Annotated in this window: 20 protein-coding genes and 1 pseudogene; 8 read left to right on the forward strand and 13 right to left on the reverse strand. The window is 64.9% G+C overall.

Annotated features, from left to right (window positions below; translation table 11 throughout):
* Window positions 1-20 precede the first annotated feature (20 nt).
* The 4 genes and pseudogenes from HZR20_RS06470 to HZR20_RS06480 all read right to left on the reverse strand — a co-directional run.
* Window positions 21-827, reverse strand: a complete 807-nt coding sequence (locus HZR20_RS06470; protein WP_181685778.1) for an energy-coupling factor ABC transporter ATP-binding protein — start codon at window positions 825-827, stop codon at window positions 21-23.
* Window positions 824-1,618 (reverse strand): cobalt ECF transporter T component CbiQ, encoded by a 795-nt coding sequence (gene cbiQ / locus HZR20_RS06475; protein WP_181685779.1) that lies wholly within the window; start codon window positions 1,616-1,618, stop codon window positions 824-826. Before cbiQ ends, HZR20_RS06470 begins: the two co-directional genes overlap by 4 nt.
* The gene (locus tag HZR20_RS14785; RefSeq protein WP_374057591.1) at window positions 1,605-1,934 is read right to left on the reverse strand and encodes a PDGLE domain-containing protein; all 330 of its coding nucleotides are present in this window, start codon (window positions 1,932-1,934) and stop codon (window positions 1,605-1,607) included. The genes cbiQ and HZR20_RS14785 overlap by 14 nt, the downstream gene beginning before the upstream one ends.
* Window positions 1,920-2,537 (reverse strand): annotated as a pseudogene (locus HZR20_RS06480) (energy-coupling factor ABC transporter permease); the annotation flags it as partial. The pseudogene HZR20_RS06480 and the gene HZR20_RS14785, both read right to left, overlap by 15 nt.
* 110 nt (window positions 2,538-2,647) lie before the next feature.
* On the opposite strand from HZR20_RS06480, the gene nikR reads away from it, so the two are divergent.
* Complete coding sequence (gene nikR, locus HZR20_RS06485; protein ID WP_258560379.1) at window positions 2,648-3,139, forward strand: nickel-responsive transcriptional regulator NikR; 492 nt, start codon at window positions 2,648-2,650, stop codon at window positions 3,137-3,139.
* A gap of 43 nt (window positions 3,140-3,182) precedes the next feature.
* On the opposite strand, the gene HZR20_RS06490 is transcribed toward nikR, so the two are convergent.
* Complete coding sequence (locus HZR20_RS06490) at window positions 3,183-3,944, reverse strand: TrmB family transcriptional regulator (protein WP_181685781.1); 762 nt, start codon at window positions 3,942-3,944, stop codon at window positions 3,183-3,185.
* A 120-nt stretch (window positions 3,945-4,064) separates the two neighbouring features.
* On the opposite strand from HZR20_RS06490, the gene HZR20_RS06495 reads away from it, so the two are divergent.
* Entirely contained in the window at window positions 4,065-6,629 is a 2,565-nt protein-coding gene (locus HZR20_RS06495) for an efflux RND transporter permease subunit (RefSeq protein WP_181685782.1), read from the forward strand.
* Window positions 6,630-6,646: 17 nt separating this feature from the next.
* Here HZR20_RS06495 and HZR20_RS06500 read toward each other — a convergent pair whose 3' ends face one another.
* The 4 genes from HZR20_RS06500 to HZR20_RS06515 are packed head-to-tail and all read right to left on the reverse strand — an operon-like array spanning window position 6,647 to window position 9,291.
* Window positions 6,647-6,898: a hypothetical protein gene (locus HZR20_RS06500; RefSeq protein ID WP_181685783.1), complete on the reverse strand. Its 252-nt coding sequence runs from the start codon at window positions 6,896-6,898 to the stop codon at window positions 6,647-6,649.
* Between the two features lie 43 nt (window positions 6,899-6,941).
* Window positions 6,942-7,955: an NAD(P)/FAD-dependent oxidoreductase gene (locus tag HZR20_RS06505; RefSeq protein WP_181685784.1), complete on the reverse strand. Its 1,014-nt coding sequence runs from the start codon at window positions 7,953-7,955 to the stop codon at window positions 6,942-6,944.
* Between the two features lie 45 nt (window positions 7,956-8,000).
* The gene (gene nucS, locus HZR20_RS06510; RefSeq protein WP_181685785.1) at window positions 8,001-8,768 is read right to left on the reverse strand and encodes an endonuclease NucS; all 768 of its coding nucleotides are present in this window, start codon (window positions 8,766-8,768) and stop codon (window positions 8,001-8,003) included.
* Window positions 8,769-8,814: 46 nt separating this feature from the next.
* A complete protein-coding gene (locus HZR20_RS06515; protein ID WP_181685786.1) occupies window positions 8,815-9,291 on the reverse strand; it encodes a DUF6735 family protein in 477 nt (158 codons plus the stop codon).
* Between the two features lie 144 nt (window positions 9,292-9,435).
* Between HZR20_RS06515 and moaA the strand changes: the two genes are divergently transcribed.
* Together moaA and lysW are read left to right on the forward strand one after the other, a co-directional pair.
* Window positions 9,436-10,557, forward strand: coding sequence for a GTP 3',8-cyclase MoaA (gene moaA, locus HZR20_RS06520; RefSeq protein WP_181685787.1), 1,122 nt, complete (start codon window positions 9,436-9,438; stop codon window positions 10,555-10,557).
* 153 nt (window positions 10,558-10,710) lie between these two features.
* On the forward strand, window positions 10,711-10,875 hold the full coding sequence (gene lysW / locus HZR20_RS06525; RefSeq protein ID WP_181685788.1) for a lysine biosynthesis protein LysW: 165 nt from the start codon (window positions 10,711-10,713) through the stop codon (window positions 10,873-10,875).
* A 30-nt stretch (window positions 10,876-10,905) separates the two neighbouring features.
* On the opposite strand, the gene HZR20_RS06530 is transcribed toward lysW, so the two are convergent.
* From HZR20_RS06530 to HZR20_RS06545, 4 genes are all read right to left on the reverse strand, one after another.
* Window positions 10,906-11,193, reverse strand: a complete 288-nt coding sequence (locus HZR20_RS06530) for a DUF2249 domain-containing protein (RefSeq protein WP_181685789.1) — start codon at window positions 11,191-11,193, stop codon at window positions 10,906-10,908.
* Window positions 11,190-11,702 (reverse strand): hypothetical protein, encoded by a 513-nt coding sequence (locus tag HZR20_RS06535; RefSeq protein WP_181685790.1) that lies wholly within the window; start codon window positions 11,700-11,702, stop codon window positions 11,190-11,192. Before HZR20_RS06535 ends, HZR20_RS06530 begins: the two co-directional genes overlap by 4 nt.
* Before the next feature lie 82 nt (window positions 11,703-11,784).
* Window positions 11,785-13,128: a hypothetical protein gene (locus HZR20_RS06540; RefSeq protein WP_181685791.1), complete on the reverse strand. Its 1,344-nt coding sequence runs from the start codon at window positions 13,126-13,128 to the stop codon at window positions 11,785-11,787.
* 51 nt (window positions 13,129-13,179) lie between these two features.
* Window positions 13,180-13,470: a hypothetical protein gene (locus tag HZR20_RS06545; protein ID WP_181685792.1), complete on the reverse strand. Its 291-nt coding sequence runs from the start codon at window positions 13,468-13,470 to the stop codon at window positions 13,180-13,182.
* 222 nt (window positions 13,471-13,692) lie between these two features.
* Between HZR20_RS06545 and HZR20_RS06550 the strand changes: the two genes are divergently transcribed.
* The 4 genes from HZR20_RS06550 to HZR20_RS06565 all read left to right on the forward strand — a co-directional run bounded on the left by HZR20_RS06550 (window position 13,693) and on the right by HZR20_RS06565 (window position 18,915).
* Entirely contained in the window at window positions 13,693-14,649 is a 957-nt protein-coding gene (locus tag HZR20_RS06550) for a sensor histidine kinase (RefSeq protein ID WP_181685793.1), read from the forward strand.
* A gap of 496 nt (window positions 14,650-15,145) precedes the next feature.
* Window positions 15,146-17,512: a rhodanese-like domain-containing protein gene (locus HZR20_RS06555; RefSeq protein ID WP_181685794.1), complete on the forward strand. Its 2,367-nt coding sequence runs from the start codon at window positions 15,146-15,148 to the stop codon at window positions 17,510-17,512.
* On the forward strand, window positions 17,512-18,774 hold the full coding sequence (locus HZR20_RS06560; protein ID WP_181685795.1) for a Coenzyme F420 hydrogenase/dehydrogenase, beta subunit C-terminal domain: 1,263 nt from the start codon (window positions 17,512-17,514) through the stop codon (window positions 18,772-18,774). The genes HZR20_RS06555 and HZR20_RS06560 overlap by 1 nt, the downstream gene beginning before the upstream one ends.
* Entirely contained in the window at window positions 18,775-18,915 is a 141-nt protein-coding gene (locus HZR20_RS06565) for a hypothetical protein (RefSeq protein WP_181685796.1), read from the forward strand.
* Window positions 18,916-18,931 lie beyond the last annotated feature (16 nt).

Raw genomic sequence — 18,931 nt, forward strand, 5'->3', positions numbered from 1 at the left:
GGGCCTAACAGCCCTTTGGGTCAGCAGTCATCCAGGTCCCGCAACCGCTCGACGGCATCTGTAACAGTCAGGGGCGGATTGTCGAGTTCGGCCCGCTGGAAGGCCTCGACGAGTTGCGGGGGTGAGACGCCGACGTCGCGAAGCAGATCGCCGTCGGTGAGTACGTCCCGGACGGGACCGTCCCGGACGATCGACCCCGCCCGATCCAGCACGACCACCCGATGGGCGACCTGGGGTACCAGGTCAGCATCCGGCGTCGAGACGACGAGGGTCATCCCCGCTTCGGTCCGTCGATCGAGCGCGTCGAGAACGGTCTCGCGATGACCGGCGTCCACGTCCGCCACTGGCTCGTCAAGCAAGAGAAGATCGGGCTCGACCGACAGGGCAGCCGCCAGCGCAGCCCGGCGCTGCTCGCCACCGCTCAGCCGGAACGGGGGCTTGTCCAGCAAGCCTTCAAGGGCGAACTCCGCCGCGAGGGCATCGACTCGCTCCTCGGCCTCCCGGCGATCGATGCCGAGCTGGGCGGGACCGTATTCGAGGTCTTCCCGAACGGTTGCGTTAAAGAGGTAGTCTACGGGCGCTTGCGGACAGTGGGCGATGCGATCCCGGAGGTCGTCGGCCGATTTTCCGGTCTCGAAGTAGGAGACCTCGCCGCCTGCTGGTTCCCGAAGCCCGGCCAACAACGACAGTAGCGTGCTCTTGCCCGCGCCGTTGGGGCCGAGGATCGCCACCCGTTCGCCCGCCTCGATCGTCAGGTCGAGTCCGTCGAGTGCAGCTGTCCCGTCTGGATATCCAAAGGAAAGGTCACGAGCAGTGAGTGCGTTCACGGCCACAACACCCCCGCGGCGACCGTCGCGAAGACGACGAACGCGAACGCGGCATCACGCAGTCCGACTGCCCGCTGTCGGGGGTAGCCCCGGCCAGCTGTCCCACCTCGTGAGCGGGCTGCGCGGCCGACACGTTCACCGCGATCGAGTGCCCCCAGGAGGAAGGTTCCCAGCAACGAGCCGGCTTCCAGCCAGGACTCCCGAAGAGTTGCGGAACGGACGCGGCGACTTCGCCGCGCGAGTACCAGCCGCGAGAGTTCCTCGAAGACGACCAGCAGGTGCCGGTAGGTGATCGCGAGCAGCGCGACGGCCGTCTGCGGAACGCGAAGCGTCCGGAGCGCGCCCAGCAGCGACGCGAACCGCGTGGTCGACAGCAACAGGCCGAGCAGCGAGACGCTCGCCCCGACCCGAAGCGTGAACGTCGCCGCGTATGAGATACCCGGGACGGTGACGGGACCAAGCAGCGGTGCCCCCGGAAGCAGAACGGCCTGGGGCGCGACGATAACCAGTGAGACAGCCATTGGTACGCCAGTCCGGAGCGCGTGAGTGGCCAAGGGCACGCGGGAGAGGACGGCCAGCCCGATTGTCAGCCCGAGCATAGCTGCTGGTGGCCCCGGTGTGTCGAACGGGACGGTGACAGCGATCAGCGCAACGATTCCGAGGAGCTTCACAATAGGGTGGACAGCCTGGAGCCAGCCCGACCGGGTGGCGACACGTTCGTCCCGCAGGAGGCCCCGCGCCTGATCGGTCAGCGTACCGGCCGATCGACCGACCGGATCAACGGGGCTCACTGTCTGGGATCAGTGGGCGCCCGGCGAGCCAGCCGATCACCAGCACGAGGGTCGCGCCGACGAGCCCCGAAACGAGCGTCCCGACGTAGGGATCGACGCCGGCGATGCCGTAGTCCGGTAACAGACTTGGCAGCGTCCTCACAGCATGAGCGGTCGCGCCGGTTGTTGCCGCGGCGTGTTCAAGTGGCTCGGTGTAGTTCACTTGCTGGGCACCCCAGGCGAACGCTGGCGAGAGGACGACCAGTCCGCCGACGACGGCGGTCCCGCGACGAAGGAGCCGACGCGAGTCGATCGTCGGCGACCGGTCGGCCAGCAGATCGGGTCGCGTCTCGGCAACGAACTCGTAGGCCAGCAACGTGATGGCCCCCTCGGCGATTCCCAGAAGAATGTGCCAGCCTCCCATGATCGCCAGCACGGTCGTCACCTCGTAAGCGAAGGCCTCGGAGGCTCCGAGCATGATCGCCGCAGTGAGTGCGGCAACCGAGATGCCCGCCCACCCAGCGGCAAAGACCGCTGCAGGCTTGTGGTACGGGCGGACGACACGATAGACGGCATAGCCGACGTAGACTTCGACGACTGCCATCGAGAAGACGTTCCCGCCCAGCACGACGAGGCCGCCGTCGCCGAAGACCAGCGCCTGGATCGCCACGACGGCAGTCATCGCCAGTGCCGCCAAATGGGGGCCAAGCAGGATGGCCGCGAAGGCCCCGCCAACGAAGTGGACGCTCGTCCCGCCCGGGATCGGGAGATTCAACATCTGTGCGGCGAAGATCGCAGCTGCTGTGACGCCAAGCAGGGGTGCACGTGGCCCATCGAGTGCGCCCGCTGACCGACGGACTGCTATCGCGAGGACGGCAATCGACGCCAGTCCAACCAGAGCAGCGATCCACAGATCGAGGTAACCATCGGGGATGTGCATCGATAGCGGGACGTAGACCAGCCGGGTAATAATACCTTTCGAAGTTTGAGTAATACTGATACGGAGAAGAGAGTTACAAGGCTGATATGACCAGCAAGCCAATCAGGGGTATGGCCGAGGATTTAGACCGGGTAAGCCTGACGCTGCCCCCGGAGATGACCGACCGACTCGACGGGATCGCCGAGGAGTGGGACTACGCGAGTCGATCGGAGGCCGTCCGGGACGCCCTGCGTGACTTCTTTACGACTTATGCGTGGGAGGGCGGCGACGAGACGCGCCACTACGGAACGATCGTCATCGCCCACGAGCACGACCACGACAGCGACGTGGCCGGTCGTCTCCAGACGATCCAACACGAGTACGCCGACGTCGTCACGTCGGTCCAACACATCCACCTCTCGGAGGACCGCTGCATGGAGACTCTCGTCGTTGATGGCACGGCCGGCCAGATCGACGAGCTCGCCAACCGGCTGCGAGCGCTGGGAGGCGTCAAGCAGGTCAAGGTCGTCGTAGTCGGCGGCGATGCCGGGACCCAGGGGCACGACGACAGCCACGGACACGAGCACAATCAAACCGATCACGGACACAGTCACGACCACTGACTGCCGAGTGGCAAAGCCGCCAGCACTCCGATCGCCAGGAACGTCAGTCAGACTGGCGGGCTCGGCCGGACTCCATGCCGGATTGCATGAACTCCGCGAGAATGCGCCCGATGCTGGACTCGGCCGTCCACAGCGCTTCCTCCTCGACGGTCCCGTCATCAGTCGCGACCGCGAGCAGAATCGTCGCCCCGTCGACCAGCAGTGCCCGCCCGGCGAAGTCGGCTGGATTGTCTTCACCCATGACGATCACCTCGATAGGATCGTCCGCGAATCGATCCTGCAGGTCCTCGGTGGCAGTCACGAGCGTGACCGCGATGCCGGCGGTGGCGCGCTCCCGAAGGGCAGCGGCGATCCCGGGCGACAGCGAGTCGACCTCGGGGGCAACGAAGACGGCCGCAGCGGTGGCTGCGTGGAGAAGGTCGGCGATACGTTCGTCGATCGGCTGACGTCCCCGCAACGTGGAAACGCCCTGGCCGCCGTGCTGGTGGTCCCCCTCCTCGCGAAGGGTATCGAGATTCTCGAAGGCCCGTTCGCGTTCCCGTTCTAGTTCCGCCGTGAGTTGCTCGCGAGCGGCCCCGAGACTCACCGGGCGGTACTCCTTGGGCGTCGTTTCGATCACCTCGACCAGGCCACGCTCGGCGAGGTCGTCCGCGGCACCGTAGACCTGGGACCGCGGGACCTCCGAAACGTCGCTGATCGCCTCAGCCGTCCCGACACCCAATTGCTGGAGCGCGACGAACACCCGCGCCTCGTAGTTCGAGAGTCCGAGTCGCCGCAACGACGCGACCGCGTCCTGGGTACTCATAGGGACGTGACTGTGTGGCCCTCGTTGGACGGACCACCACATCAATCGCGTGGTCCCCGATAGCTATAAATTTTGTATATTTCTACAATATTTATTTCGGTCGACGTCCTACAGCGAGCAATGACACCGGTCGAACGGTACGCGGCGTTCGTGACGACCCATAGCAAACTCGTCATCGCGCTCATGCTCGTCGCGACCCTGGTCGTCGGCGCGGGCGCGGGGAGCGTCGATTCGGGACTCACGATCGCGAGTTTCGAAAGCGATTCCCCCGAGGCCCAGGCGCTTTCCCGCATCGACGCGAACTTCACCACCGAGGGGGAGAACACGAGCGTCGTCCAGATCGTCGTTCGTGGGGAAGACGTCCTCTCGAAGCCCTCGCTGCTGGAAACGTTGCGCCTCCAGCAGGCCATCCGATCAGAGCCGGCCATCGAGGGAACGCTCAGGGAGCGCCAGCCGGTGGTCGGTGTCGCGAACATCGTCGTGACGACGGCGATGGCCGAAAACGAGTCCGGCGGAGCGACTGGCCCGCCAGACGGCTCACAGAGGATGCCTCCACTCGCGGCCCAGATCGAGCATCTCGACTCGATGTCACCCGAACGCGTCGAGGGAGTCGTCTCACGGGTACTCGATCCCGACCGGGAGTTCCAAGGGCCCACCGATCCATACTCGTTGCTCTCGACGGACTACGAGGCTGGCTCGACGACGGCGACCGGCCGCGTCCTATTCGTCTTCCAGAACACCGACGGCGCGGGGGGCGACGACCTCCCGACCGAACTGGTCGACGCCCAGTTCGCCATCGAGGAGCTGGCCGGCGAGACGCTCCAGACCGGCGAGAGCTTCGTCTTCGGAGCGGGGATCGTCAACGAGCGCTCGGCCCAGGCCACGGGCGAGAGTTTCGCGCTGATCTCGCCGATCGCCCTGCTGTTGCTCGTGACGATCCTGGGACTGGCCTATCGTGACGTACTGGACGTGCTCCTTGGACTGCTCGGCGTGGTTCTCGTCCTGGTCTGGATGGCTGGATTCATGGGCTGGGTCGGGATCGGCGTCACGCAGATCCTGATCGCTGTCCCGTTCCTACTGATCGGCCTGTCGATCGACTACGCGTTGCACGTCGTCATGCGGTATCGCGAGGCCCAGCTCGACGAGGCCGACTGGACGCCCCAGTCAGCCATGCGTCGCGGGCTCGCGGGCGTCGTCGTTGCGATCGGGGCGGCGACGGTCACTACCGCGGTTGGGTTCGCCTCGAACGTCGTCAGCCCGATCACGTCGATTCAGGAGTTCGGGCTCGTCAGCGCCGCGGGGATCGTCTCAGCCTTTCTGGTCTTCGGCCTCTTTCTGCCACCCCTGAAAGTCGAACTCGACAGCCTTCTGCAACGGCTCGGGCTTTCACGGGAGAAACGCCCACTGGGACGGAGCGGCGTCGCGGGCCGCATCCTCGGAATCGGGGCCGACCTGGCACAGCGGGCTCCCGTCGCGGTCGTCATCGTGGCCATCCTGTTGAGCGCCGCCGGCGGCGTCGCCGCGATGGATATCGACACCTCGATCGATCAGGTGGATTTCCTGCCGACGGATTCCCCTGAGTGGATGGACTCACTCCCCGAGGGACTCCAGCCGGGTGACTACGATATCCGGGCCAACGCCATCTATCTCAACGAGCAGTTCGTCCAGTCCAGAGACCAATCGCGGGCGGCGTTCCTGATCGAAGGGCCGGTTACCGATCCGGGGACGCTCGATCGCCTCGTCGCCGGCGAGCGTGCCCTCTCGAACACGTCGACGGCCGTCAGACTGGCCGATAAGCGACTCCGCGTGACTGGCCCCATCGAGGCGATCGATCGCGTCGCCCGGCAAAACGAGAGCGTCTCCCGTCTCGTCGCCGCGAACGATCCCGACGAGGATGGCGTTCCAGAGGAGAACCTCACGGCGATCTACGACGCCCTCTACGGCGCCGCCCCCGAGGAAGCGAGTGCCGTCTTCGCCCGGAACGACGACGAGTACACGGCCCTGCGGGTCTCGGTCGGCCTCGTCGGTGGGGCAGACACCGGCACCGTGACGAGTGAAATGCGCGAGGTCGCCGAGACGATCGAGGGCGACTCGAACCTTCGGGTGACGGCCACCGGCCGGCCGATCGTTCAAGAACTCGTCCAGCGGGGCCTGCTGTCGACGCTCGTGTGGGGCTTCCTGCTGACGTTCGCGGTCATCACCGCGTTCCTGACGCTGATCTTCTGGCGTCGCTACGGGACGGCCTCGCTGGGTGCCGTCGTCATCGCGCCGGTCGTGCTCGCCCAGGCCTGGATCTTCGGGACGATGTACCTCGCGGGCATCTCCTTTAACACCGAGACGGCGATCGTCGCCTCGATCGGGATCGGAATCGGCGTCGACTACGCCATTCACATCGGCGAGCGATTCCTCGAAGAACGCCACCAACAGGGTGATCCGATCGCCGCACTCCGGCGAACCGTCCGGGGGACCGGCGGTGCGCTACTGGGGAGTGCAATCTCGACGGCCGGCGGGTTCGCCGTCCTCATGCTCGCGCTGGTCCCCTCGTTGCAGCGCTTTGGCTTCGTCACCGCGACGGCGATCGCCTACGCGTTCCTCGCGAGCGTGCTGGTCCTGCCGAGTTTGCTGGTGCTGTGGAGTCGCTACGTCGACGGATCGTCGGTCGGTTCGGATCCGTCAGTCGAGTAAGCAGCAGGGACGGGACCCTACCGGCGGTAGTGATCGACGGTCCGGAACGCGACGTACAGGACGGCGTTGAGGACCCCTGTCAGCCAGAAGATAGCTCCGATATTCAGCCCAAAGACGCCGGGGTCGCTGGCCGCGACGACGTCGTCGAACAGCCAGCCGACCGCGACCGCGATGATTCCCCAGACGAGTAAGATCGAGGCGATCCGTGCACCTTCCTCGATATAATCAGTGATCGGTTTCGCATCTGTCGACGCCGGATTGAGCGACATACCCGCTCGTCCGTCGTCTGTGAAATAAGTCTTCCCCCGCCGTTCACAGTTGCTGGCCAAGTCGCCGCCCAGCGTCTAGACCAGTCTCCAGGGCCGCGTGGGTTCGCCCGGTCCCCGCCAGCCAGTCACCCGCGAGTCCGAGGTCGTGGTCAAGAGCGTACTCGAACAGCGCCGGATTGACGCGATCGCCCGGCAGCGCATGGGTGAATCGGTCGTGGTCCCACCAGTCAGGGTCGGCCAGGCGGTCGTCCTCGAGGAGTGTCGCCGCGTGGTCGGCTGCCGCCGCCGCAGCTGCTTCGGGCATCGCCTCCGGCCGGCCCGCGCTCCAGGCAGGACTCAACTGCACAATCAAGATTTCCTCGCCGTCAGGAACGTGGCCGGGTTTACACGACTCCCTGGAGAGCCAGCCAACGGCGTGCTCCTTGTCGGTGTTGACCAGCGCGTAGTATGGGACGTCGATCTCAAAGGGATAGTGCAGCGCCACCGAATCGATCGTCCGGTAGGACTGGCGACCTCGGGCCGCGATGAGTTGCTCGCGCACCTCGTCGTCCCAGTCGGCGTCCTCGAAGAGGTCCTCGCAGGTTGGTGGCGTCACGACGAGCGCGTCGAACGAGTGGTCCTCGCCGCCGACGGTCACTCGCCAGCCGTCGTCAGTTCGCGCCAGGTGGTCGACCGGTGTTTGCTCGTGCACAGTGGCTCCGCTCGCGTCGAGATACGCCTCGACGATCGCGTCGATGCCGTTTCGCCCACTCAGTTTCCTGCCCTGATTCGGTCGGCCTTCCTCGATCGTCCCGTCGGCGTCGAAGATCCAGACGTCGCCGGTGGTTACGACCAGGTCGTCGCCGACGACCGACTGCAGTTGCGTGTCGACCTGGTCGTCCGGTGGGTCGACGTAGTTAGCCCCGTAATCGTAGACACACCCGTCCCGGGATCCCGAGACCATCCGCCCACCGATCGAGTCGGCCTCGAAGACCGTCACCTCGGCCCGATCCCGGAGGGCGTAAGCTGCACCGGCCCCAGCGATACCCGCGCCGACGACACAGACGTTGGGCGTCACGTCCCGGCATACGGGCGGCAGCGAATAAAGAAGCAGGGTGACAGCTCAGCTGTCGCTCGGCTCCGGTTCGAGGGCGACGAATTCGTGGCCCTTCTGGGCAAGGAGTTGCTGAGCCCGGTCGGTCGCCGACGGCGCAACGAGAATCCCCCGGATCTTCCGGTCTGCGTGCAGATCACGGGCGAGGGCCTGGACGTACCGGTCGAGTTGCCCGACGGCGTCCGGGCCGACTCGGCGGCGCTTGAGTTCGACGACGACCGCCCGACCCGCCTCGTCTTCGCCGTAGATGTCGACCGCCCCGGCCGGCGTCTGCCGCTCGGTCGAGCGCGGCTCGAATCTCGGTTCGATCAGGTCAGGATTTGCGAGGACTCGCTCCCGGAGGTCTGCCTCGGTTCCCGAAAGCGAGAGGTCCTCCGGGTCGGTCACGTCGACGCGTGTGACGTGCTGGATTTCCTCGAAGGTGACCTGAAGCTCCTCGTCGGGGCCGGTCCGGTGGCTCTCGATGTAGAGCCGGCCGTCGACGACTTCGACCTCGTGGGTCGATCCCGGTGGTTGCCAATTGACGGGCTGGTGACCCTCGTCAGTGTGGACGAGCGCAGTCCCATCCGGCTTGAGGATGAGAAGCCGCTCGCCGGGACCGAGCGTGCTCGTAGCACGCCCATCGTATTCGACCGTACATCGGCCGACGACAGTCACCATCTCGCCGTGGTCGACCCCACGGGCGATCCGCTGGCGAGCCCGCTCGTGTGATGGATCAACGACCGGCTTCCGATCCTCTCCGGCCGCCGATTCCTGGCTGGTCCCTGTCTCTGTCACGCAGTTCGATAGCCGCCCCGATCACAAAAGCGCCGCGTGTCGGCGCTCATCCACAGGGCCGACGGCCGATGACTTGCTCGCGGTCACGTACACGGCGGTCGATCCCTGCCAGCAGTCGCCGACGTGCACACGCCCGTGACAGCTCGCCGGCGCGGACCGCATCGGCGACGCTCCGCTTTGCGGCGCGACACCACGACCGGAGGGTGGCCCCGTCGCTGGCCGACCGGATCGCGACGACGACCCCATCACCTCGCGGATCGGCGGCCCGCTCGTCGATCATCGGTTCGAGCGCCAGCCAACAAGCGAGAAACGGGGTCCATTCGCCCCCCGACCAGCGGTAGACGCCTTCGAAGTGGGCGAAATCAAGCGATTCGACGACCGCTCGAAACGAGTCGACAGGACAGCCCCCGTCATCCGTCGATCGCCAGCCGTTGGGTGGCTTCTCTCGGTCTTCGACCCACTTCGTCTCGGTACAGTTCCATCCGTTATCGGTAGCCACTGCGACGAGTGCCCGATCGCTCATCGTCGATCCGCTCCTCGATCGTTGCTCATCGACTCACCACGTGGCGATGGGTCCGTTCCGGTATTTGAAGGGGCGGGCGGGACCAAGGACGAGGGAAGTCATTCGGCGTGGCCTATTTGAAGACGGATCACCTTGGGGCAGTAGATGCTGGAAGACGACTTCGGCCGCGAACTGACCGGATTGCGGGTGTCGCTGACCGACCGGTGTAATTTCGACTGTGTGTACTGTCACAACGAAGGGTTAGGCGACACGCGCGGGCCGATGGCCCCCGGGGAAGACGAACTTTCGACCGACGAGGTGGTTCGCGTGATCGAGGTCGCTGTCGAGCACGGCATCGAGGCCGTGAAGTTCACTGGCGGCGAGCCGATGCTCCGGGCTGATCTCGCTGAAATCGTCCGCCGGACACCTGACGGCGCCGAGACTTCGATAACGACCAACGGCACGTTCCTTCCCGATCGGGCTGGGGACCTGGCCGATGCCGGCCTCGAACGGGTCAACGTTTCACAGGACGCCCTCGATCCAGCGGATTTCGCGACGCTCACCCAGTCCGGGGCCTACGATCAGGTCCTCGACGGCGTCGAGGCCGCACTCGATGCGGGTCTCGCGCCGGTGAAGCTCAACATGGTCGTTTTCGAGCACACTGCCGGGTACGTCCCGGAGATGGTCGAGCACGTGGCCGACAACGACGGCCTGCGCCTGCAACTGATCGAGTACATGCCCGAACTCGCCGGCCGCCCGGAGTGGGCGATCGATATCGATCGCGTCCACGAGTGGCTGGCCGAGCAGGCACAGACGGTACAAAACCGTGAGATGCACCACCGGACGCGCTACTGGATCGACGGCGAACCAAATGACGCCGAGTGCGGCCTCGTCGAGGTTGTCGACCCCGTTGGAAACACGGAGTTCTGTGAGAACTGCCACCGCGTCCGGGTCACTCACGACGGCTATCTCAAGGGCTGTCTCAACCGCAACGACGACCTGCGCTCGCTCGGTGATTGTTCGCGTGCGGCCATCGAGACGGCCCTGCGGGACACCGTCGCCGAGCGCATCCCCTACTACGGCGAATACCTGATCGAGAACGACGATGGTGAGTGGGTGCCCAATCCTGCCTACGAGGGAACGAGTGGGGATCGTGCCCCGTACGAGTATGCGGGCGAAGCCGAGACCGTGGAGTCGACTGATGCTGAATTGGAGTCGAGCGGGACGGAAGGTGGGCAGGCGGCGACCGACGGTGGCGATCCCGCGTCCGATATCGGCGATGACTGAGACGGATTCCGCTCGGTCCGTTCCGAATCGACCGCCCGCTGTCTGGCGGTCGATTCGGTAGACAGTGAGCCCAATCAGTATGTCCGCAGTCTCGGATCGTCTCCTCGACGAGGAATCAATCCCTTGAAGTCACCCGCGAGCTACGATCTTCGTATGAGCGATTGTCCAGAGTGTGGGGCCGAAGTTTCCCTGCACGACAGCGTCGAAGTCGGAGAGATCGTCGACTGTGCCACCTGCGGTGCGGAACTGGAAGTCGTCGCCGTCGATCCGGCGACGCTCGAACCCGCCCCGGAACTGGAAGAAGACTGGGGCGAGTAACGTCGCCGATTTTTCGGCAGCCAACAGCCGTTAGTCGTCGGCGTCCCAGACGAGTGTGACCGTCACGTCGTCCATCTCGACCGTCTCGTAGGTCAGGCCACGATCGTCGAGTTTCGGGTAGAGGTGCTGGGGTGTGCGGTCGTTGTACTGGACCAGAATTTCGTCACCAGACAGCTCAGCACTGGCCTCCAGTGTCTTCCGGAGTGGCTTTGGCGGCCCAAGCGTCCGAACGTCAAGTTCGACGACCGAGGACGCGTCCGGCGCGTCGCTTGCGTCCAGGAAGTCCTCAAGCGCCACGCCGGCGGGCGCGTCGCTCATGCTGATTCCTCCTGTAACGCGTCGGGGCCGGGCACCTCACCCGTCGCTTCGAGCTGTTCTTCCAGACGCTGCAGGTCGGCATTCAGCGACTCACTCTCGTTGTGCATCTCGGCGACACGGACGCGAACGAGGTCGTAGTCGTGTCGATCCGCGAGACCGTTCCAGGCCCGGAACGCCCCGATCGCCAGGGAGTTGCCCGCCGGACAGAACTCCGTGGTTGGAGTGAACTCTGCTAACAACACGCCCGGTTCCTCGGTCGACTCAGCGTAGCGGAACCCGGCCTCGGGATGGCGCGTATCGAGATTCAACTTCGCCAGGTTGTACCCGAACGTGACGTCGTAGACACCACGTTCCTCGAAGACGTCCCAGGTCTGGTTGTGGAAGGCGACGTGATCCTCGTCCGTGAGTACGTCGTGTCCAGCCAGGAACGAGCCGGGAGCGGGCACGTGGTCCGGAATAAATGTATTCTCGGCGTCGAACGTGTCGCCGGTAGAACCGAGTCGCTTCATACGCAGTTATTGAGGAGTGGTTCCCCCCAGCCTTTGTGCCGAATATGTTCGCCACATCCGTGCGAGTAGAGATCCGGATTCGTCACTCGGCGACGTCGGCATCCGAGCCCAGCGACAGCGAGGGCCACAGGAGGCTCGCCAGCGAGTGCGTGCTGTGGCGGTGGACCGTCAGCGTCAGGTTGACTGCGAGGACAGCCACGCCGCCAGCAAACAGTAGCGTCACCGCTTGCAGAGCGATCGTTGGGGTGTCGAACGCGGCGACAGCCACCTGTCCAATGGTCCCCACGAGCAGGAGGATGAAGTCCACCCGGGCGAGGCGAGGGTCGTACATCTCCTCGACCATGGGGACCGGCTCGTACCCGATCTTGTCGCTGTAGGTTCGTACCCAGATCAGGAACGGGACGATGTGATACAACGTCCCGAAGACGACGAACCCGAGCACGCCAAGCAACAGGAGCGGCTCGCTAGCAGCCGTACCTACTACCGTCAACCGGTCGGTCGGGTTCGCAAGCCAGGCCGGGAACGTCAGGGCCGCCCATCCAAGCAGCGCGACGGCAACGACGGCGTATCGCAGGAGGACCGGCGAGAGTTCCGTCTGTGCCCGGAGCAGCTTTCGCGCGAGGAACGCGCCGACGAGAGCGAGCGAGCCGACCACGAGGACGACACCGATCCGGGCGAGCAACGTCTCGCCCAGCAGCCGACCCACGGCGAGGAGTCCGACACCGACCGGGTAGGCCAGGAGTTCGACCTGCTTTATCGCGCGATCCACGCCGTCGTCGTCAACCTGGGTGAACATTTCTCCAAGCTGGTAGAGCGCCCCAACCACTGTCAGCAACACCGCCCCGAAGACGGCGATGGTCGCGTGGGCACTCGCGACGCCCACCCGGGTGATCGCGAGGTCGCCGAACAGCACCATCGTGTAATCAAGCGAGAGGAAGTACCCAAGCAGGGTCAACACGACGAAGGCACCCAGCGCGAGCGCGAAGTGGATCTCGGTCACGTCGAACGGTCGCGCTCGGGCGAGCGTCCGGGCGATATTGTAGACGAACACCCAGAAGCCGGCGACCAGCAGGGTCCCCGCGACGTGCAACATGGCCAGTTCGACGGTCAGAAAGGCGGCGACGAACCCGACCAGGCCGGCGACGACCAGCCAGACCTGGAGGACGCTCAATCGCCGGGAGTAAAGCGAGACCCCCGACCAGACAGGGACGAACTGAGTCATCGAGCCCATGATCGTCACGCCGACGAACCCGGCCAGAAACAAGTGGCGCACCGCTAACTCGGAGAGGCCGACCGGCTCGGTCACTGTCGCGCTCGCAAGCAGCTGCCCAATCAACAGCAGGGCAACGGCAAGGAGAACGTGTTGCAACGGTACTGCCAACGGCGGCCCTCGATCGGTATCGACGTCCTCAGTGATCGCTCGCATACGTTCCCGTTCGATTTCCCCCTCCCTGCCACCGTTGCCGAATATGTTCGCTTACTCGACGGCAGATTCGGCAGGTGCGTCGATCTCGACGCTGGGCTCGTCGGGCGTCGAATCAGTGTCACGCTCCAACAGGAGTCCCGTGAGTCCGGCGGCGATCATGCCGACGCCGGCGGCCCGGACAGCTCTGAGGTACCAGTCTCGGGCTTCGAGATCGCCGGGATTCTCGAACCCAGACAGCCACGTCCGGATTGAGAGGTTGAGGAGCTGTTTCGGCAAGAGGGCGGTGAGGAGCCCGTGCAGTGCGATCCAGGCGTAGCCAAGGCGGCGCAGTTTCCGGAACATCACCTGGTAATTCGGACTGGAGTGACCTGAACCTGTGGGTGTCGATGCCGTTCCCGGACAGGTACGGTGCCGAATATCCGGCGGACGGACACCCTTCGGACGTGACCGTCGTTCCGAATCAGATCACGAAGGAGACGTTTCAGGACTGCGGTCCCCCTCGTATCGCGGCAACGGACCCAGGACCCCACAGCGTTCATGATGTTCGGGTCGGTAGCTACCCACATGGACAGGTACTCGGCGGGGTCCGCGTTCGGTGCGTTCAGGAGCGCGATCGCGGACCGCGCGCGACCGTTCCTGTCGGAGTGGGAACTGACGCCGGGTCGGATCACTGTCGCCTACCTCGTGTTCGGCTTCGTCGGCCTGTACGTCTCGGACGTCGTCTTCGCTCGTGCCTTCGAGGAACCCCTCAGGAGCCAGTTACAGGCAATCAAGGGGGCACTCGAAATACTGGTCACAGCTGGGTTCATTTTCGCACTCACGACAGCCAGCCGACGGCAACTCCAGTCGACGAACCGCGAGTTACAGCGTCGAAACGACGAACTGAACGTCCTCCATCGGGTGATGCGCCACAATCTCCGCAACGACCTCAACGTGATCGACGGTCGTGCCGAGTACGTCGAGACCAGACTCGCAGACGACGACCTCGTCGACAGCTGTCAAACGATTTCTGCGAAGACGAAAGCCATTCTGGCCTACGTCGAGCGTACCGGCCAGATAAGGCGCATCAACGAAGATCGAACCGTCAGATCATTCGACCTCTCTCGAATCATCCCGATCATCGTCGAGCGCCATAATAGGATCACTGACGACGCTGCGGTGACCCTGGAGTTGCCCGAGACAGCGCCAGTCGAGGCCAGTCACATGCTTTCAGCCGCAATCGAAGAAGTGATCACGAACGCGATCACACACAGTGACCCGGAAACGCCGCGACTCCGGATCAGTGTCTCTCCCCGGCCGGAATCGGGCATGACCGCCATCACGGTCGAGGATAACGGTCCCGGGATGCCAGCCCACGTCCAGCGGATCATCAAAACTGACGAACACGACCAGCTCGCCCACCTCGAGGGACTGGGCCTCTGGTTCGTCCGATGGACCGTGACCGACGCCGACGGGCAACTGGAGATCGACGCCGACGAGGATGGAACGACCGTGACGATCCTGGTCCCGACCGCCGAGTGACCGGTCCAGTGCCTATCGGCCACGATATCCCTCCTTCTCGCTCCCACTCTGTGACGAACCATCCAGTCCGTCGACCCCGATACTGACGCGTCAGTCGGACGTACAGCGGCAAAATAGAGTTCATTTCGCCGTTCGAAATAGCGGTAATATTTGTCAGTTCCTTCGACGCATCTGTGGATTCAGTTCTGAAGTCCCCGAATCCCTCACGATCGATTACCAGTTTTGAGGTGGGCCGAGCGGTACCCCGCGACCATTGTAATGGGCCCCACTATCAGGGGTCGCCATCTTATACACACATGTATCCATTCCGGGACAGGCCTGGATATCAGACGCCAGCCCGAGTCACATATTTTTGTATCCCCAACGTTTCTGAATTGTTTGACACGCACATTCGGTTATTTCTGAAATTAGTTGAATAACAGTGTGTCACTGAGGACGGCAACACATGGACGTGAGATGGTGGTTATGAGGGTCGCAGTTCAAAACTGGTCCATCCATGGGGACAATCGAATTTCGCTCGCCGGATCGGCTCGACGCCGACGCGGCCCTCGTTGACGTTCGCGAGGCGTCAGCCTACGAAACACTCGGACATATCCCGGGCGCGGTCACCATACCTACCGACCGCTTCCGGGATCCGACCGGTCTCGCGACGGGGATGTTACCCGAACCGGACGCACTGGCCGCGTGGCTCGGCGACGCGGGAATGACGAAAGACGAGGACGTGATCGCGTACGACGACGACCGCGGCGTCTACGCCGCGCGCTTCCTGCTCACGCTTGCCGCCTACGGTCACGAGGGAGATTTGTATCTGCTGGATGGCGATTACAGCACCTGGGAGCGTGATCACCAAGTCACCACCGAGGAACCGACCGTCGATCCGGTCACCTACGAGATCGACGATCTGCAGGATGTCGTCGCCGAGCGGGCAACTGTCGAAGCCGCCGTCGATGACGACACCGCGATCGTCGACACGCGCACGGAACCGGAGTACGAACAGGCCCACGTTCCCGGCGCGATCCAGCTCGACTGGGAACGGTTCGTCGACAGCGAGACGGGCCGCCGTCGATCCAAGGCTGAGATCAAAGCCATCCTCCGCGAGCAGGACCTCTCGCCCGATCGCTCGATCGTGCTCTACTGTAACACCGCTCGGCGATTGAGTTACGTCTACGCCGTGCTGACGGATCTGGGCTACGAGGACGTTCGCTTCTACGAGGGAAGCCTGGAAGACTGGATCCGCACCCAGACAGCGGACTGGGATCCCGCCGAGATCAAGGCTCGGGTCCGGACACACGCCAGCGAGGGACCGGATGCCGTCAAAGCCGCGCTCGGCGACGATGCGGCGGCGAAGCTCAAACTCGTAGGGATTTACGAACAGAAGCAGGGCGGATACTTCATGCTCCGGACGAAGATTCCAGGCGGGGTCCTCTCGGCTGAGGCCGCTCGCGCGCTGGGGACGGTCGCCGCGGAATACGCCACCCTGCCCGACGACCGGGACCCAGAGCGGTCACCCTTTGGCGAGGGCTATCTCGACGTGACGACCCGTCAGGACGTCCAGTTCCACTGGATTCGCATGGCAGATGTCCCCGAAATATGGGACTTGCTCGACCCGGCCGGCGTCTCGACGTTCCAGACCGGGGGCAACTCCGTCCGGAACGTCGTCTCCTGTCCGGCCGCCGGGGTCGCCGCCGACGAAGTGATCGACACCCGGCCGGTCGCCGAGGCGATCACCGAGGCGTTCATGGCCGATCACCGGTACGCGAACCTGCCCCGCAAGCTGAAGGTCAGCGTCAACGGTTGTCGGGGTTCCTGCGCCCAGCCGGAGATCAACGACCTCGGATTCACGCCCGCCCGGAAAGACGATCGGTTGGGGTTCAACGTCGCGGCCGGCGGCGGCCTTTCCGATAGCCCCCGCATCGCCAGCGACCTCGACATCTTCGTCGAGCCTGAGGCAGTCGTCGACGTGGTCCGGGCGACGGCAGACCTGTTCGTCGAACACGGCAGCTATCTCGACACCGCGGTCAACCGGCTCCGATTCCTGGTCGAGGAGTGGGGGGCCGAACAGTTCCGCGAGGAACTCCAGCGCTTTGCCCCGTTCGAGTTCGAATCGGCCGGCGAGGATCTGGTCGATCATCACCACCCTGACCACGTCGGGGTTCACGACCAGGCCGACGGGGCCAACTACGTCGGGCTCTCGATCCCGGTCGGCCGAATCGACGGGCCGGACTTCCAGGCGATCGCGGACCTTGCCGAGACCTACGGCAGCGGCGAGGTCCGACTGACGACCCAGCAGAACCTGCTGCTCCCGGACGTTGCCGACGATGACCTGGACGACCTTCGCGCAGAAGCACTCCTTGCGGAATATTCGCCTAATCCAGGCCCGTTCACGCGCGGCGTCGTCACCTGCACCGGTCGGGAGTTCTGCAATTACGCCCTCGTCGAGACGAAAGCCCGGGTGAAGCGCTGGGCCGCCGAGCTCGACGAGCGCGTCGACACCGACCAGGAGCGCATCGGGCTGCGGTTCAGCGGCTGTACGGCCTCGTGTGCACAGCCACAGATCGACGACGTGGGTCTGCGGGGAGACACCCAGCAGACCGAACAGGGGGTCCAGAGCGCTGCCGACGTCGCTCTGGGCGGCAAACTCGACGTCGATCCCGAATTCGCCACCTGGGTCACGCCCCGAATCCCGATCGAGGAAATCCCGGCCGCGATCGAGCGCGTCGTCGAGACCTTCGAGCGCGAAGGGACCGACGACGAGCGCTTCCACGAGTTCTGCCGGCGCGTCTCTACGGACAGACTCGCAGAGATCCTACGACCGGCCGAGATCGATCGCGTCCCTGCAGTCCAACACGGAGGGTCAGACTGATGGCTAATGGACAGCCCCGCACGCCCGCCGTGGGCGACGATCCGCGGGAACCGACGACCGATGTACAGCCGCCCGGAAACAAAGTGTGGTTTCGCCACCTCGACGAGAGTGTCATCGAGGCCGACCGATGTGTCCAGTGTGGCGCTTGCGTCGCCGCCTGCCCCTCGGATTCGATCGGCATCGCCGAGTCCGATCGCCGGCCGACGCTGGTGAAAATGTGTACCGGTTGCTCCCGGTGCTGGGACAGCTGCCCCCGGGCCGGACTACGCTACGAGCGCCTGCCGGTGCTCGATGGGGCCGATCCGACGGACGTGGCCGACGGGATCGGCACGGTCGAGTCGGCCTCCGCCGCCAGCGCAGCCGAGGGGGTCGACGGGGCACAGCACGGCGGCGCGGTGACGGCCCTGCTCGCGGCCCTCCTCGACGCTCCCGACGGCGTCGACGGGGCCGTGGTGGCGACGGAGTCCGATAGCCACGGGCTGGCAGCGCCGGTACTGGCGACCAGCCCGGCCGAGGTTCGGGAGTACGCCGGGACGCTGTTCACCCAGCCCCTCCAACTCGATCGCCTGGCCGACTTGCTCGATGAGGGGGATTTGCCCGACGACCCCGACCTGGCGCTGGTCGGCACGCCCTGCGTGATCGAGGGCGTGACTGCTCTCGAACGGAGTCCCTACCGCGAGGAACGCTTCGACGAGGCCCGCCCGCTCGAAGCGATCGACCTGACGATCGCGTTGACCTGCACGCAGGCGTTCGACGACGATGGCCTCGAACACGTCCTGGCTGGCGAGTACGATCTCGCGCTGGATGACGTTGCCCGGTTCGATCTCGTGGGCCAAGGTATCCACATCGAAACGACCGACGGGGGGCACGAACGCGCCTCGCTTGATGACTTCGCCGGCGCAGTCCTCGACGGGTGTCTGGAGTGTGCCGACGCCACGGGCCAGACGGCCGATCTCACGGTTGGCACCGTCGGCAGCCCACAGGGCGAGTCGACGGTACTGGTCCGCACGGCGCGTGGCCAGGCGGCCGTCGAGCGGGCCGGGAACGCACTCGAAGCGAGCGAACTCGACGATCACGGCCCCATCGAACAGCTCGCCGAATGGAACGCTGGACGGGCTCGCGAGGCGATGGCCCGCTCGTTCGATCCCGAGGGCGACGTCTGGATCAACCACGCCGACCATCGCGACGCCTACGACGACACCGACCGGGCACCGGTCGCGTTCAATCCCGCCCGCGTCCACCAGTACGAGGAGTGGTGCTGAATGACCGACTCACAGATGGACACGACCACTGACGAGGAGACTGACGACGCACAGCCCGACGATCACCTCGACGATATCGACGACGGGTGTGGCTGCGCCGAAGTGTGGGAACACCTCTCCGAACAGCGAGAAGACGACTGAATTCCGCCGATTGCTC

Source organism: Halorhabdus salina, from assembly GCF_013839425.1.
Lineage (GTDB): Archaea > Halobacteriota > Halobacteria > Halobacteriales > Haloarculaceae > Halorhabdus > Halorhabdus salina.

What these genes read in the sequence shown, in the direction of transcription:
- nikR (WP_258560379.1), top strand. Translation starts at nt 2,648, where the DNA reads ATGGCCGAGGATTTAGACCGGGTAAGCCTGACGCTGCCCCCGGAGATG.
- HZR20_RS06490 (WP_181685781.1), bottom strand. Translation starts at nt 3,944, where the DNA reads ATGAGTACCCAGGACGCGGTCGCGTCGTTGCGGCGACTCGGACTCTCG.
- HZR20_RS06495 (WP_181685782.1), top strand. Translation starts at nt 4,065, where the DNA reads ATGACACCGGTCGAACGGTACGCGGCGTTCGTGACGACCCATAGCAAA.
- HZR20_RS06500 (WP_181685783.1), bottom strand. Translation starts at nt 6,898, where the DNA reads ATGTCGCTCAATCCGGCGTCGACAGATGCGAAACCGATCACTGATTAT.
- HZR20_RS06515 (WP_181685786.1), bottom strand. Translation starts at nt 9,291, where the DNA reads ATGAGCGATCGGGCACTCGTCGCAGTGGCTACCGATAACGGATGGAAC.
- moaA (WP_181685787.1), top strand. Translation starts at nt 9,436, where the DNA reads ATGCTGGAAGACGACTTCGGCCGCGAACTGACCGGATTGCGGGTGTCG.
- lysW (WP_181685788.1), top strand. Translation starts at nt 10,711, where the DNA reads ATGAGCGATTGTCCAGAGTGTGGGGCCGAAGTTTCCCTGCACGACAGC.
- HZR20_RS06530 (WP_181685789.1), bottom strand. Translation starts at nt 11,193, where the DNA reads ATGAGCGACGCGCCCGCCGGCGTGGCGCTTGAGGACTTCCTGGACGCA.
- HZR20_RS06535 (WP_181685790.1), bottom strand. Translation starts at nt 11,702, where the DNA reads ATGAAGCGACTCGGTTCTACCGGCGACACGTTCGACGCCGAGAATACA.
- HZR20_RS06540 (WP_181685791.1), bottom strand. Translation starts at nt 13,128, where the DNA reads ATGCGAGCGATCACTGAGGACGTCGATACCGATCGAGGGCCGCCGTTG.
- HZR20_RS06545 (WP_181685792.1), bottom strand. Translation starts at nt 13,470, where the DNA reads ATGTTCCGGAAACTGCGCCGCCTTGGCTACGCCTGGATCGCACTGCAC.
- HZR20_RS06550 (WP_181685793.1), top strand. Translation starts at nt 13,693, where the DNA reads ATGGACAGGTACTCGGCGGGGTCCGCGTTCGGTGCGTTCAGGAGCGCG.
- HZR20_RS06555 (WP_181685794.1), top strand. Translation starts at nt 15,146, where the DNA reads ATGGGGACAATCGAATTTCGCTCGCCGGATCGGCTCGACGCCGACGCG.
- HZR20_RS06560 (WP_181685795.1), top strand. Translation starts at nt 17,512, where the DNA reads ATGGCTAATGGACAGCCCCGCACGCCCGCCGTGGGCGACGATCCGCGG.
- HZR20_RS06565 (WP_181685796.1), top strand. Translation starts at nt 18,775, where the DNA reads ATGACCGACTCACAGATGGACACGACCACTGACGAGGAGACTGACGAC.